Origin of the sequence: Kaistella palustris DSM 21579, assembly GCF_000422265.1 — a bacterium.
Taxonomy (GTDB): Bacteria; Bacteroidota; Bacteroidia; order Flavobacteriales; family Weeksellaceae; genus Kaistella; species Kaistella palustris.
On record NZ_AULL01000017.1, the window covers coordinates 125,840 to 139,560 of the forward strand.

At 42.3% G+C, this 13,721-nt stretch carries 12 protein-coding genes; 7 read left to right on the forward strand and 5 right to left on the reverse strand.

The window, feature by feature from the left end:
• From H562_RS0107470 to uvrB, 4 genes are all read left to right on the forward strand, one after another.
• Positions 1-1,359: a M56 family metallopeptidase gene (locus H562_RS0107470; RefSeq protein WP_027376931.1), complete on the forward strand. Its 1,359-nt coding sequence runs from the start codon at positions 1-3 to the stop codon at positions 1,357-1,359.
• 16 nt (positions 1,360-1,375) lie between these two features.
• Positions 1,376-2,197 (forward strand): GLPGLI family protein, encoded by an 822-nt coding sequence (locus tag H562_RS14840; RefSeq protein WP_156831976.1) that lies wholly within the window; start codon positions 1,376-1,378, stop codon positions 2,195-2,197.
• A gap of 223 nt (positions 2,198-2,420) precedes the next feature.
• On the forward strand, positions 2,421-2,606 hold the full coding sequence (locus H562_RS0107480; protein ID WP_156831977.1) for a hypothetical protein: 186 nt from the start codon (positions 2,421-2,423) through the stop codon (positions 2,604-2,606).
• A 32-nt stretch (positions 2,607-2,638) separates the two neighbouring features.
• Positions 2,639-4,630 carry an excinuclease ABC subunit UvrB gene (gene uvrB / locus H562_RS0107485; protein ID WP_027376933.1) on the forward strand — a complete coding sequence of 664 codons (1,992 nt, stop codon included), beginning with the start codon at positions 2,639-2,641 and terminating at the stop codon, positions 4,628-4,630.
• On the opposite strand, the gene H562_RS0107490 is transcribed toward uvrB, so the two are convergent.
• The 4 genes from H562_RS0107490 to H562_RS0107505 all read right to left on the reverse strand — a co-directional run bounded on the left by H562_RS0107490 (position 4,627) and on the right by H562_RS0107505 (position 7,561).
• A complete protein-coding gene (locus tag H562_RS0107490) occupies positions 4,627-4,890 on the reverse strand; it encodes a DUF3820 family protein (protein WP_034690929.1) in 264 nt (87 codons plus the stop codon). The genes uvrB and H562_RS0107490 overlap by 4 nt on opposite strands.
• Before the next feature lie 5 nt (positions 4,891-4,895).
• A complete protein-coding gene (locus H562_RS0107495) occupies positions 4,896-5,978 on the reverse strand; it encodes an AI-2E family transporter (protein ID WP_027376935.1) in 1,083 nt (360 codons plus the stop codon).
• A gap of 75 nt (positions 5,979-6,053) precedes the next feature.
• On the reverse strand, positions 6,054-6,788 hold the full coding sequence (locus H562_RS0107500) for a hypothetical protein (protein WP_027376936.1): 735 nt from the start codon (positions 6,786-6,788) through the stop codon (positions 6,054-6,056).
• A 62-nt stretch (positions 6,789-6,850) separates the two neighbouring features.
• Complete coding sequence (locus tag H562_RS0107505) at positions 6,851-7,561, reverse strand: hypothetical protein (RefSeq protein ID WP_027376937.1); 711 nt, start codon at positions 7,559-7,561, stop codon at positions 6,851-6,853.
• A 95-nt stretch (positions 7,562-7,656) separates the two neighbouring features.
• On the opposite strand from H562_RS0107505, the gene H562_RS0107510 reads away from it, so the two are divergent.
• The 3 genes from H562_RS0107510 (at position 7,657) to H562_RS0107520 (ending at position 11,866) form a co-directional block, all read left to right on the forward strand.
• Complete coding sequence (locus H562_RS0107510) at positions 7,657-8,631, forward strand: aminodeoxychorismate synthase component I (protein ID WP_394330171.1); 975 nt, start codon at positions 7,657-7,659, stop codon at positions 8,629-8,631.
• Positions 8,615-9,241 (forward strand): aminotransferase class IV, encoded by a 627-nt coding sequence (locus H562_RS0107515; protein WP_027376939.1) that lies wholly within the window; start codon positions 8,615-8,617, stop codon positions 9,239-9,241. The genes H562_RS0107510 and H562_RS0107515 overlap by 17 nt, the downstream gene beginning before the upstream one ends.
• A 75-nt stretch (positions 9,242-9,316) precedes the next feature.
• On the forward strand, positions 9,317-11,866 hold the full coding sequence (locus tag H562_RS0107520; protein WP_051190450.1) for a DUF5686 family protein: 2,550 nt from the start codon (positions 9,317-9,319) through the stop codon (positions 11,864-11,866).
• On the opposite strand, the gene menD is transcribed toward H562_RS0107520, so the two are convergent.
• Positions 11,867-13,528, reverse strand: coding sequence for a 2-succinyl-5-enolpyruvyl-6-hydroxy-3-cyclohexene-1-carboxylic-acid synthase (gene menD / locus H562_RS0107525; protein ID WP_027376941.1), 1,662 nt, complete (start codon positions 13,526-13,528; stop codon positions 11,867-11,869). It lies immediately after the preceding gene.
• Between the last annotated feature and the right edge of the window lie 193 nt (positions 13,529-13,721).

Sequence of the window (13,721 nt, forward strand, 5' to 3'; positions counted from 1 at the left end):
ATGGGACTGATACTTTTAAAAATCATTATTTGCTCGGGACTCTTACTGGCTTTTTATTACGCCATTTTACAGCACGAGAAAAGCTTCAGGTTTAACCGCGCTTTTCTTTTGGGTGCACTCGTATTTTCGAACGCGGTACCGTTCCTGAGCATTCCGGTGCCCGCAAAATCGGCGGTGAAACCGCTGCTGGTCGTAGGCCAACCCATTTTATCTGCTGAAAAAGTCGCTGGGAGCCAAGAGGCAGCAGTTAACTGGGCGATGATTGTCCTGTTGGTGTATTTATGCATCTCTGCTTTTCTTTTAATGCGTTTTCTGCTTTCCTTACTTAAGATCCGTCTAATTAAAGGAAAACGACTCACTTTTCAGGGTGTAGAGGTGATTGTAACGGAGAAAGAATACATCCCGTTTTCTTTCTGTAACACTATGTTCATCAGCTCTAAATACTTGCATGATGAAACCGTCGATGAGGGAATATTTCTGCACGAGAAAGCACATATCCTGCAAAAGCACACCATTGATCTTCTCTTTATAGAGTTTCTGATCATTTTTTCATGGTTTAATCCTTTCCTGTTCTTATATAAAAAAGCGGTCGTTGCTAACCACGAATTTCTGGCGGATGACTTTGTGCTGCGAACTCATTTTGATATTCACCGATATCAGCAACTCATTTTAAGTGAACTGGAAAATTTACGGGCGCTAAAGCTGACGCATACTTTCTATTTTAATAACACTAAAAAACGATTTCTTATGATGACAACAAACAATTCCAGGTTTATTGGACTGAAAAAAGCGGGCTCGATTCCACTTGCCGTATTATTGTTACTGGCCTTTGCAAAACCACTGTCGGCACAAACCGAAATAAAAACGAAAAAGCCGGACGCGCCCGTAAAACAGGCCCTCGAAACCACACCTACCAACGCCCCGGTATTACAATCGGTTTCTTCGGAAAAACTACCAACTGACAGAAAGACTGTCAAAACCGATACGATCCGTAAACCTTCATTGCAAAAGGCAGTGGAGCCAGCGATCGCATCACCACCACCGCCACCATCGCGGTTTACCGGAATCTTACCTCAGTTTCCGGGCGGTATCAACGAATTTCGGACATTGATCGCGACCAATTTTAACACGACAGTGCTAACCGGTTTTAAAGGTTTACTAAGAACAACCGTTTTTGTAGATATTGACAGTGAAGGAAGAATGAGCAACATTCGCTCTGAAGGCGATAACGAAATTTTTAACCGTGAGGCTGAGCGCAGTTTAAATTCCATTAAAGATCAGCTCTGGACACCGGCGCAGGAAAAAGGTCGGGCAGTACCCTATGTGTTTAAACTGCCGCTGACCATGCAGTTTGAATAATCCCAAAAATCAGATCATGGAAAGAAGTTCACTACTTTTTTTGTTGCTCCTTACTATGTGCTTTTGCGCGGGCCAAAACCGAACTTTTGTGTATCAGCTCACGTACAAACCAGGTGTAAGCAAAGACAGTATTGCAAAAACCCTTTTTGTACTTGATATTGCCGGTCAGAAATCCCTCTTCAGGACTTTAGAAGAAAAACAATCGGATTCCAGCTTTATCGCAAACAAAAGTACCGCCTTTATGACGACCTCATTCGATGACAATTTGACGGTTGAAAAGGATCTGACGACGAAAACGAGCCGCAAATACATTACCAGTTTCAGCAAAATGTTTGGAATAAAGATCGACGAACCCCTGAAATGGAGGATTACAGACGAGACGAAAACAGTTATGGGAATGAAGATGCAGAAGGCCACTACCTCTTATGGCGGCAGAAAATGGGACGCGTGGTTCACACCCGAAATCCCGCTGCAGGACGGACCTTACGTGTTTAATGGTTTGCCCGGGCTTATTGCTGAAATTCGTGATGCAGAAGATGATTATCATTTCCTGCTGGTACAGATCAAAAATTCGGATGGTAAGCTGTATCTCCGCGAGAACGTTTTGCCGATTTCCTGGAAACAGTATGAAAAACTGGCCATGGATTATTACGCAGATCCAACCCGTGAGATCAACGGTAAAAATGCAGGAACCAATCCAATGTTTATGATCAAATGGTTTGATGACAGCGGCGTGGAATACGCGCCCAATTTTAAGGAAATGAACGATAACCGCCGACGGGTAATCCGCGAAAACAACAATCCCATCGAACTAAATCGCCGCTTAGATTACAAATGAAATTGATTTCAGGACTTATTTTGTATGTGCAATCTCCTGCACAACCTTTTCAGAGCATGCAAAATATACTACCCAGGAAAACTGCTACGATGCATATGTGTGCTTGGTCAACGACAGTCTGCAGTTAAGGTACCAATCCTACGGCGGTTTTAAATTTGCCACTGACCGCCGCGGTTTCAGGGGTATGCACCTAAGGAAAAAGCCGCATTTTAAAAATGTAATTGTGTTCGCTAAATCGAACGTATTAGGCGGCAATTATTACCTGCTGATAGGTAATGAAATTCGTGATCCGAATTATAATTTCAAAGACACTGTTGTCGCAAACCGAAAAATCACAATTGCTGTAAGCAAGGATATTAGCTATAAACCCAACATTGATTTTCTTCTGAATTTGAAACTGGACAAATAATTGCTGTGCTTAAATTTCCGTAAATTTGCAGCATGCAGTTCCAACTTCAATCAGAATATCAACCAACTGGCGATCAGCCACAAGCCATCGAAAAACTAAGCAAAGGTTTGGAGATCGGTGAGAAATATCAGACCCTGCTCGGTGTTACCGGCTCGGGAAAAACATTCACTATTGCGAATGTCGTTAATAAGGTGCAGAAACCTACATTGGTCCTGGCGCACAATAAAACTTTGGCCGCACAACTTTTCATGGAGTTCAAAGAATTTTTTCCTGATAATGCCGTGGAATATTTTGTGTCCTATTACGATTATTACCAGCCCGAAGCTTTCATCGCTTCCACAAACACTTATATCGAAAAGGATCTTTCAATTAATGAGGAAGTGGAAAAACTTCGGCTTTCGGCCACAGCAGCTTTACTTTCGGGCCGGCGCGACGTATTGATCGTAGCTTCCGTTTCCTGTATTTATGGTATCGGGAATCCTACAGAATTTCATAAGTCACTGATCTCCATTGAGAAAAACCAGAAAATGACGCGAACCAATCTTTTGCATTCTTTGGTAAACGCGCTGTATTCCAGGACACTGAATGAATTTCAGCGTGGTACATTTCGGGTGAAAGGTGATGTAGTAGATGTTTTTCCGGCCTACGCCGATAACGCCATCCGATTTCAGTTTTTTGGCGATGAAATAGAAACCATCCAAAGCTTCGATCCCGTTTCCGGCAATGTAATGGATGCTTTTGATGAGATTAAAATTTATCCGGCGAATTTATTTGTGACGTCCAAGGAAACCCAGCAAAACGCAATCCGCGAGATTCAGGACGATATGGTGAAACAAGTAGACTTCTTTAATGAAATCGAAAAACCTTTTGAAGCAAAACGCCTTCAGGAAAGAACTGAACTCGATCTGGAAATGATGAAGGAACTCGGTTACTGCAGCGGTATTGAAAATTACTCACGCTATTTCGACGGCAGGTTGCCCGGCTCACGGCCATTCTGCCTGTTAGATTATTTTCCTAAAGATTATTTAATGGTCATTGATGAAAGCCACGTGACCGTTCCTCAGGTACATGCCATGTACGGCGGCGACCGCAGCAGAAAAGAAGTTTTGGTAGAACACGGTTTCCGGCTTCCCGCGGCAATGGATAACCGGCCGCTGAAGTTTGAGGAATTTGAGGGAATACAGAATCAGGTCATTTATGTTTCGGCCACACCCGCGGATTATGAACTTGAAAAATCTGGCGGCGAATATATTGAGCAATTGGTACGGCCAACCGGACTCCTGGATCCTATTATTGAAATCCGTCCATCTTTAAATCAGATCGACGACCTCATCGAAGAAATCCAAAAACGTGCAGAACTCGATGAGCGTGTGCTGGTGACGACATTAACAAAAAAGATGGCCGAAGAACTCACCAAGTATTTTACAAAGTTTGGAATACGCACCCGATATATACATTCCGACGTGGAAACCCTGGACCGGATTCAGATCATGCAGGATCTGCGCGTTGGTTTATTTGATGTGCTGGTAGGCGTAAACTTACTTCGGGAAGGTCTGGATCTGCCGGAGGTTTCCCTTGTTGCCATACTCGATGCCGATAAGGAAGGTATGTTGCGTTCCCGACGTTCGATGATCCAGACTGTAGGTCGGGCTGCCCGAAACCTGAACGGCCGTGCGATCATGTACGCCGATAAAATGACCAAATCTATGCAGTCCACGATAGATGAGACAAATTACCGCCGGCAGAAGCAAATGGAATATAATGAAAAACACGGGATGGTACCAACGGCCTTAAATAAAAAGATCTCCGAGATCCTGGTGGGCCGCAGCAAAGATTTCCCCGATCCAAAATATACCCAGAAAGAAATTCTGCAAAAAGTTGCCGACCAGAAAAGCGGTTATACCGGTGCGGATATTGAAAAGATCATCAGCGAAAAGCAAAAAGCCATGGAAAGTGCGGCTAAAAACCTTGATTTTATAAAAGCTGCAAAACTGCGTGATGAAATTGCAGTGCTGAAAACCTAAAAACGGTACGTCTTGGTTTTAGGTTTCGGAGCGGTGACTTTTCCGCGCAGCGGCGTAAGAAGATCGATTAAACCATTCATTTTTATTTCATAGATCGTGGAAAGCTGCATGCCGAGTTTCCCCGCGGGCATTCCCTGTCGCTGGAACCATTCCAGATAATTGATTGGCAGATCCGCCAGAACGGTTCCTTTGTGTTTGCCAAAAGGCATCTCAACCCTGCATATTTCCCGGAGAATTTCCGGGTTTAAACCTTCAGTCATTATTTTCAAATAGATAAATCAATTTTTTCTTCAATTTCTTTCGGTTCCGGCAGGATGATCTCATTGTCATCTTCCGAGAACTCATCGCGGTATACCTGGATCAGCAAGACCGTAATCGAAACCAGGATCGGCCCGAAAATCAGACCTATGAATCCAAAAAGTTTGAGTCCCAGAATAATCCCGAAAACCGTGTTTAAAGGATGAATATTTTCGAGTCGCTTGAGCAGCGTAAACCGCAAAAGGTTATCGGTTAGTCCCACGACAATAAGCGAATAGGCCGCAAGACCGAGTGCGTTTCCGGTGTTTCCCTCTGCAATCATAAAAATACAGACGGGTATAAAAACAACGCCGGCTCCGATGATCGGAATCATGGAGGTGACTGCAGTAAGGGCAAAAAGCAAAACCGGACTGGGTGCGCCGAATATAAAATAACCGACCAATGCTACAAGGCCTTGTCCTACAGCCACAACCGGAATCCCAATCGCATTGGCAATCACCATCTTTCGGATCTTCTCGGCGAGAAGGGAAATGTTTGCTTTTTTTAATGGTGCCGAACTTCGCAGAAGTCTTTCAAAAAGCCGTGGTTTCTCCAGCATGAAATACAGGATAAAATACATCGACGTAACCACGGTGAGCGTATTAAAAGTAGAACTCAATGCTGTGGTGGAAAGCTGTCCTGCATTCTCCTTTAGCTTAGCGATATTATTTTTACTTAAGATATCGATGTGGATTTTCTGGTAAACGAAATCATGAATTTTATCGACGAAAATATTAAACTTGGCCATATACACATCGGCATTTCCCAACTTGTCCACCAGCAGGTCCGCGATCAGATATACCGGCAAAATAAGTACGATAAGCGTGGCGACGATCAGGAGAAGAGAGGCGGCCCAGGGTTTCCATTCTTTTTCTTCCTGCAGGTAGAAATTATATTTCCGTGTAATAATGTAGAGAGTTACCGCTCCTAAAATCGCCGGTATGAACATCGCAAGGTTAAAGAAGATAAGTCCGGCCAAAACCAAAATGAGGGCCAGCAAGAAAACCTGCTTTATCTTTACATCACTGATCTGTTGAAATCTGTTGGGCATACTTTTAATTTAAAAAAAACAACAGAATTTTCTGTTGTTTTCAAATTTACAATAAATTGGTGCACAAATATCCAATTAATTTGGGGTTGCAATAATTCGTGGTTTCCCCAGGAAAGCACAGTAAGTTGAGTACATTACAATAAGATAGAAAGGTATCGTGGCCAAAAGACCGATACCGCAAAGAATGATTCCGGCAGCACTTATAAGCCAACCCAAAACCGATGCGCCTAAAAATACGCCGTAGTTTTCCTTTGCAATATTAAAAGATTTGCTGAGTGCTTCTGAAAATGTAGCATTCTCAAACAAAAGCACCGGATATCCCAAAAGCAGTAAAGGAAGGACAAAAACACCTGGTAAAAAACACAGAGAAAAAGCGATTACCATGATGATGCCCGAGAATAGACTGTAAATAATGATGTTTAGTGTGTTTTGGCGGTAGCCGATAAAAAGATCATTAATATGAATGGTTTCCCTGCTGTTATATTTGTTTGCCATATAAATTAAGCCTACATATACAGGCGAAAATAAAAGCCCCACAAGTCCCGAAAGTCCATAGTAAGTGCCCATTCCGGGAATACCCCAAATGCTCATCATCGAGAAATCTCCGTCAGCAGTACGGATTTCCTCCGAAAGCGTTTCTGCATTAAAGCCTGAAACTGACTGAATTACAAGTGAAATCAGTAGGTATAAAACCATTGCAGCCAAACCGTAGAGAAATACACCTTTGTAGGTTTCGAAAGCGTGTGAAATGATCGCACCGGTCGACCTTTCAGGTCCCTGAGGTTGATCGAATTCTTGAAAAGCGTCCATAATTTAGTTTTTTAATGTTTCTCAAATATAAAATTTAAAAATGAAAACATAATCAACTGAAATTAAACTTCCTCCACTTCTTTATAAATGTTTTGGTAAAGCGCATAAATCATTGCATGCCAGAACGGAAAAGTAAGCAGAATGCCTACACCGAAAACTATAAATCCGCACATGCTGAAAAGTACCGCTACCAGTACACAGGCTACCACCGCTGGGAATTTTCTTTTTAAACCTGTGACCGTCAGTCGAATACCTTCAAATGTATTTACGTTCCTGAAATACAGCAGTGGAACCGAAAACAGCGTGACAAAGATCCAAACCACACCTAAGATCACCGTTGCATTCGCGTAAGTGAATATAATGATCCAGAAGAGGTAGAAGCCAAAAAATTTAAAAAAGTCCCAGCCACGGTATCCGGCAAAAAGATCATTGAATTCCGGTGCCTCGCCAAGATCTGCTTTCCGGTAAATCCGGTAAAGGCCCACATTTAATGGATTGAGGAAAGCGAGCAGAAAGAAGAAAGCCAGTCCGAAGTTACGTGTCTGCGGCAAGCGCGCAATTTCTTCCATTTTTTGATTGAAGGCGGCCATATCTGTCCGTACCAGATCGCTGTTTTTTGCAAATTCATCCCACAAACCGAAATACTGGAACAGATAAAAATATCCCACAAAGAACAGCGAAAAGTAAATTAAACTGTACACAGCCTGGTAGAGCAGCGTTTTACTCCAGTACGCAAATGCCGATTTCAGAATATGTTCCGTTCCCGTTTTCATGAACTCCTTATTTTCCATGGCGCAAAAATAAGCTTTTAGGAATTTAATTTCCGGCTTATTTTTACCGCAGCCTTTTCTGTATTTTTGTGCCGATGATTGCAGGTATTTCAAACCAGTTTCAGAAACTCGATGAACTTTCTCAGCAGAAAGTCCCATTCTTTTTTATGGTCGATTTTTTAATGGAAAACTGCAGGATTTTTACTGCAGACGAACTCCGCGATTCAGAAATTTTAATTCAGTTTCCCAACTTTTCAAATGTAGAGCCGACCATAGCCAACCAGCGCACGATCAACCTTAAATCCTTTCCCGAGTCTAAGGAAAGTTATGCGAAAGGTTTTCAGGTCGTGCAGAATAATCTGAAAGCCGGAAATTCCTACCTCGTCAACTATACGTGTAAAACGCAGATTGACATCAATTTAAGTTTAGAAGAAATTTTTCATCTTTCAAAAGCTAAATATAAAGTCCTCTGCAAGGATGAGTTTGTGTTTTTCTCTCCGGAAACTTTCATCGAAATCCGCGATCAGAAAATTTATACACACCCGATGAAAGGCACGATCGATGCGGCAGTTCCCAATGCAGCGGCGGTTCTTAAAAATGACATTAAGGAAAAAGCCGAACATTATACCGTGGTCGATCTGCTTCGGAATGATTTGAGCATGGTTGCCGATGAGGTGACCCTGGATGAATTTCAGCGCATTGATTATCTCCGGACGCAGCAGAAAAACCTCTACGCCATGAGTTCCGAAATTTCCGGAATATTGAAGCCGGAATTTCAGAATAAAATCGGAAGTATAATGAGCACGCTTCTTCCTGCAGGTTCCATTCTCGGTGCGCCAAAAAGCAGGACGCTCGACATTATTTTACAGGCCGAAAATTTCGCGCGCGGCTTCTACACCGGCGTTTGTGGCTGGTTTGACGGCAGCGGTCTGGACTCCTGTGTGATGATTCGTTTTATAGAAAAAGAAAATGGAAAGTTTTACTTTAAAAGCGGTGGCGGCATCACGCATTTGAGTAAATTAGCCGACGAATATCAAGAAATGAAAAACAAAATTTATGTCCCGATTCATTGAAAGCATTAAGGTAGAAGATCAGAAATTATTTCTTGCCGATTTGCACCAAAAGCGCATTAATGAGACTTTTGCTCATTTTGGTAAAGAAGGTTCGCTGGATCTGGCAAAAATTTATAAGAATCTGGAGCACGATGAAGATGGCCTTTTCAAGCTGAAAATCACATACAGCCTGGAAAAGGATTTCAGGGTTCAGCTGATCCCGTACGCGATTTCCGAGATCAACAAAATTTCTCTGGTCGAAAACAATACGTACGATTATTCATTTAAGTTCGAGGACCGGAAAGAATTCGAACGCATGAAGCAGAAAGCAAAAGCCGAGGAGATCATCATTGTAAAAAACAACCATATTACCGACACTTCTTATTCCAATATTCTTTTCAAAAAGGGTAAAGACTGGTTTACGCCAAATACGTTTCTGCTAAATGGTGTTCAGCGCCAACACCTCCTGAAAACGAAAAAAATAAAAGAAGCCGAAATTACGTTACAAACCCTGAAAGATTATTCGCATTTCCAGATCATCAATGCGATGAATGATTTTGATGATATGTTTATTTATCCGCTTTCAAAAATCACCAATCTCCCCGACCATACCGATTTTGCCGGCATTTAAAATACTGCCTGGCACTGCGTTGGTCTGTTTTTGGTTAATGAATATTTCCGCAAAAGGAATTTGCTGCAGACTCTCATGAAGATACAGAAATGGCCCCTGCGCCTGTTTTTCACATTTATAAAGATATTTGCTGGTTTACTTTTTAGTGTGAATCTTTTCGCACAAACCAGGATTTCGGGTTCTGTAACCGATTCAGAAACCCGCAGGCCGATTACCGGTGTAGAGATTTTCATTAATGGAAATGAAAAGCCGTCCCTTGTAACCGCAGATGCGCACTTTACAGTTGTCGCCGATTCTGGAATTTCCACCGCCACTTTCATCAGAAAAAATTATAAAACTGAAGTCCTCAATTTCGAGGATAAGAAGTTTGAAGATCTTGTGATCAAAATGCAGCCGGAAAATGTTGAAGATATCCAGGAAGTTATTCTGGCCGGCCGTACCAAAAAAAAATACAAAAACAAGAAGGAAAACCCTGCATACGCTATAATGCAGGAAGTCTGGAAACGCCGCAAAACCAACGGCCTGGCGAATTATAACGACTACCAGTACAAAGAATATGAGAAAATAGAGATCGGTCTGAATAATATCGACAGCGCCTTCATGAAAAAGAAGTTGTTCAATGATCTGGAGTTTATCTTCAACTATGCTGATTCGGCGAATTTTCAGAAAAAGCTCACGCTTCCTGTTTTTTTTAATGAAACCCTGTACAAAACGTACGGCCGCAATACACCACAGAAACAGGAAAACAAAATCATTCTTGCCAATAAATTCTCCGGTTTTAACAATAACGAACTCATTGCATCTACCGCGAAAAATCAGTTCAAAGAGGTAAACCTGTACGATAATACGGTTAATTTTTTTAATATTGGTTTTCCGAGCCCCGCTGCCACAGATGGTTTTGCGACATATGAATATGAAATTACTGACTCACTTTCGGTAAATGGCAGCGAATGTTTCAAGATCGCTTACTATCCAAAACGAAAGGAAGTTTTGACTTTTCAGGGGAATCTTTATATTTCAAAAGACACTTATAATATTGTAAAAGCCACGCTGAGGTCCACCAATAAGATCAATGTAAATTTTGTAAACGGAATTTATATGGAAATGGAATATGACTCACCCAATGACTCCATTTTCCTGCCGAAAAAAACCTACACCGAGTTCGAGATGTCCATCTTTAACAAGAAAAAAGATGCCAAAGGTGCGCTTTTCAAACGGACAGATATCTACAGTGATTATCGCTTCAACCAGAACTTTGCAGATGATCTGCTTACCGACCGCCAACAGACGCTAAGCGATACGAACCTTACAAGACCGGATGAATATTGGGAAAAAGAAAGAACCGAACCTTTAGCCGAGTCTGAAAAAAATGTGTACACCATGGTTTCGCAACTTGAGAAAGTGCCGAAATTCCAGCATATTGTTAAACTTGTGGAAGTGGTGGAATCCGGCTACATCAATGCCTGGCATGCAATTGATTTTGGCGATATCTGGTCTGTATACGGAAATAATGAAGTAGAAGGTGACCGGATACGGCTGGGTGCGCGCACCTATTTTTCGCCTAATGATATGTGGCGTGTGGAAGGATATACTGCTTACGGCTTCAAGGACCGGAAATTTAAATACGGGCTGGAAGGCCGGTATATGTTTAACCGTGATAACCGGGCGACAATCGGATTTGGCAGCAGGAACGACGTAATTCAGCTCGGTGCACAACTTACAAATGACGATGGAATTATGACCAGATCATTTGCCTCATCTTCGGTTTTTTCATCAGGCACCAATGCTTCACTAAGTTCGCTGAAACAAAATAATTTATTCTTTTCACTGGAACCGCTGAAGAATTTTGAAGTGCGCTCGGATATCTCCACGCAACAGATAAAATCCGCAAATCCTGAATTTTTTAATTTAGATTATTACAAAAACGGAATACTGAGATCCGAACTTACTGATTTTCATACCACTTTCAGCCTGATTGCGAAACCCGGCGCCAAATATTCGCAGTATGGTGTAGACCGGTATTCATTTACCACGCTGTCGCCCACATTTGTACTGAAATTTACCCATGGTTTCGAGAATGTTTTGAATGGCGATTTCGATTATAATAAACTGCAGTTCCTTTATTCACAACCCATTATTATGGGAAATTTCGGACGTACGGTCGTGAATTTCGAAGCGGGAAAGAACTTCAATACGGTCCCGCTGGCGCTGCAGAACATCATTCCCGGAAACCAGTCTTACAGTTTGATTCCCAATACTTTCGCGCTTTTAAAGTATTATGAATTTGTGGCAGATTCTTACACGACACTGCATCTTGAGCATCATTTTCAGGGGAAACTCCTCTCGTATATTCCTTTGATTAAAAAACTGAAGCTGCGCGAACTTGTGTATTTAAGAAGTGCGTACGGAACGCTGAGCGCAGCTTCGAAAAATATTAATTTTGAGAATCACCTGTATTCTGCACCGGATCAGCAGATCTACTATGAATACGGTTTCGGGTTCGAAAATATCGGTTTTGGCAATCTGAAGATCTTACGGATCGATTTCAACTGGCGCGGCAATTACCTCGATCATCCGGGCGTGTCGGAATTCGGGATAAAATTTGGCCTGCAGATGAATTTCTAGCTATTTCAGAAATTCAAAATAACCTTTCAGCACGGCCGCATTTTCAATTCCTGCCGTATCCACCTCCAGTATTTTCGGTTTAGTGTCTGTCTTAAAGAAATTATCCAGCACGCGGGCGAGCGTATCTTCTTCATCAACTTTTGTATAGCTGAAACCAAAATGTGCCGCCAGATGTTCAGCAGTCTTGTGGTGTTTGGTTAAAATAAACTCATCCAGCGCGTTGGTGGAATTTGGTCCTGGAATAATTTTGAAAATATCGCCGCCGCCATTATTAAAAACAATGATCCGCGTATATGGCGGAATGTAATTGTTCCACAGGCCGTTGATATCGTAAAAGAAACTCAGGTCTCCGGTTACCAAAAGTGTCTGTCCTTCATTCTTCATCGCAAAACCCATCGCCGTGGAGGTAGAGCCGTCGATGCCGCTGGTACCGCGGTTGCAGTACATCGTGTTTTTCCAGTCGAAAAGCTGGGCATATCGGATCGCCGACGAATTGCTGAAGTGGATTTTTATGTTTTCGGGAACTTTCTGGTTGAGCAACTCGAAGAATTTAAAATCCGAAAACTGGGTTTTCATGCAGTATTCTGTATGTTTAATGTCTTTCTTGTCACGCAGGACATCCCATAAATTGTAATAGGGCCGTGGTTCCAGATTCACCTGGCCGAGCAGTCTGTTAAAGAAAGTTTCGGGTTTGGTTTCTATCTTTTCCGTTAAGGCAAAAAAGGTGTCGGGTTGCCAGTGCTCATCGATATGCCAGTGATTTTTCGGATGTGCTTTGCGGAGAAATTGCTTGATTTTTTTTGACACCACATTTTGTCCCACCGTGATCAGCAGGTCCGGCGCGTAAAGCTGAAAATCTGCATCATCAAAATTGAAAATATAGCGGTCGATATGCGAAAAGAATTTCTCGTGTTTAATATTTGAAGTCGCTTCGGTGAGAATCACCACACTGTGGTTTTTCGCGAGCTGCCTAAGCTGCATTTCGAGTTCATCACTGTGGTCGCGCGTACCCACGAGGATCATTATCCTTTTTGAGAGATTCCAGTCTGCCACCAGATTCGACGGGAGGCTGTAACTTTTTTTCTGGATGGTCGTTTCGATCGGCGGAAAGACCGGCAGCTCCGAAACCAGTTCGTAGAGCGGTTCTGTTAATGGTATGTTGATATGTACCGGGCCCTGTTTTTCGAAACAGAGTTCCACAGCTTTTTTGATCAGCGCAAAGTTTTCCTCATCAGCATTTTCGTCGTCATCTTCCAAAAGCTGAAAGTCACCGTATGAATGTTGCTGGTAAAGATCTTTCTGGCGGATCGTCTGTCCATCAAAAATATCAACAAAAGAAGCAGGGCGGTCCGCCGTTAAAACCAAAAGCGGCACATTCTGATAAAAAGCTTCGGTAACTGCCGGATAATAATTAGCCGCCGCAGATCCGCTTGTACAGGTAACCGCGACCGCCTGTTTAAGACTTTTCGCCATTCCCAGACCTACAAATCCCGCACTTCTTTCATCAACAATACTGTAACAGTTGAACTCATCATTCTCGGAAAAGTGAATGGCGAGCGGTGCATTTCGAGAACCGGGCGAAATAATGATATTAAAAATGCCGTACTCCTTCAGGATATGAGCAAGAAACTGAATGCTTCGTTTCGCAGAAAATTGTTTCATATTGGGAATTGATTGCTGCAAATTTACTCATAATTAAATTTTCAGAACCGAAATCATTAATGGAGAAAAAACAGCAGCGACTTATTTTAAGTGCCTTTCTCCGTTGCCCAATTGTTGGCAGGTGGCAGCCGCTTTTGTAATTAATGCTAAATGTCATTTTAAATTCATGTAAATTTTCGGTGGTCCTTTGTTA

Coding starts and splice junctions, on each gene's coding strand:
- H562_RS0107470 (WP_027376931.1), top strand. CDS start 1: ATGGGACTGATACTTTTAAAAATCATTATTTGCTCGGGACTCTTACTG.
- H562_RS0107495 (WP_027376935.1), bottom strand. CDS start 5,978: ATGCCCAACAGATTTCAACAGATCAGTGATGTAAAGATAAAGCAGGTT.
- H562_RS0107520 (WP_051190450.1), top strand. CDS start 9,317: ATGAAGATACAGAAATGGCCCCTGCGCCTGTTTTTCACATTTATAAAG.
- menD (WP_027376941.1), bottom strand. CDS start 13,528: ATGAAACAATTTTCTGCGAAACGAAGCATTCAGTTTCTTGCTCATATC.
- H562_RS0107500 (WP_027376936.1), bottom strand. CDS start 6,788: ATGGACGCTTTTCAAGAATTCGATCAACCTCAGGGACCTGAAAGGTCG.
- H562_RS0107515 (WP_027376939.1), top strand. CDS start 8,615: ATGTCCCGATTCATTGAAAGCATTAAGGTAGAAGATCAGAAATTATTT.
- H562_RS14840 (WP_156831976.1), top strand. CDS start 1,376: ATGGAAAGAAGTTCACTACTTTTTTTGTTGCTCCTTACTATGTGCTTT.
- uvrB (WP_027376933.1), top strand. CDS start 2,639: ATGCAGTTCCAACTTCAATCAGAATATCAACCAACTGGCGATCAGCCA.
- H562_RS0107490 (WP_034690929.1), bottom strand. CDS start 4,890: ATGACTGAAGGTTTAAACCCGGAAATTCTCCGGGAAATATGCAGGGTT.
- H562_RS0107505 (WP_027376937.1), bottom strand. CDS start 7,561: ATGAAAACGGGAACGGAACATATTCTGAAATCGGCATTTGCGTACTGG.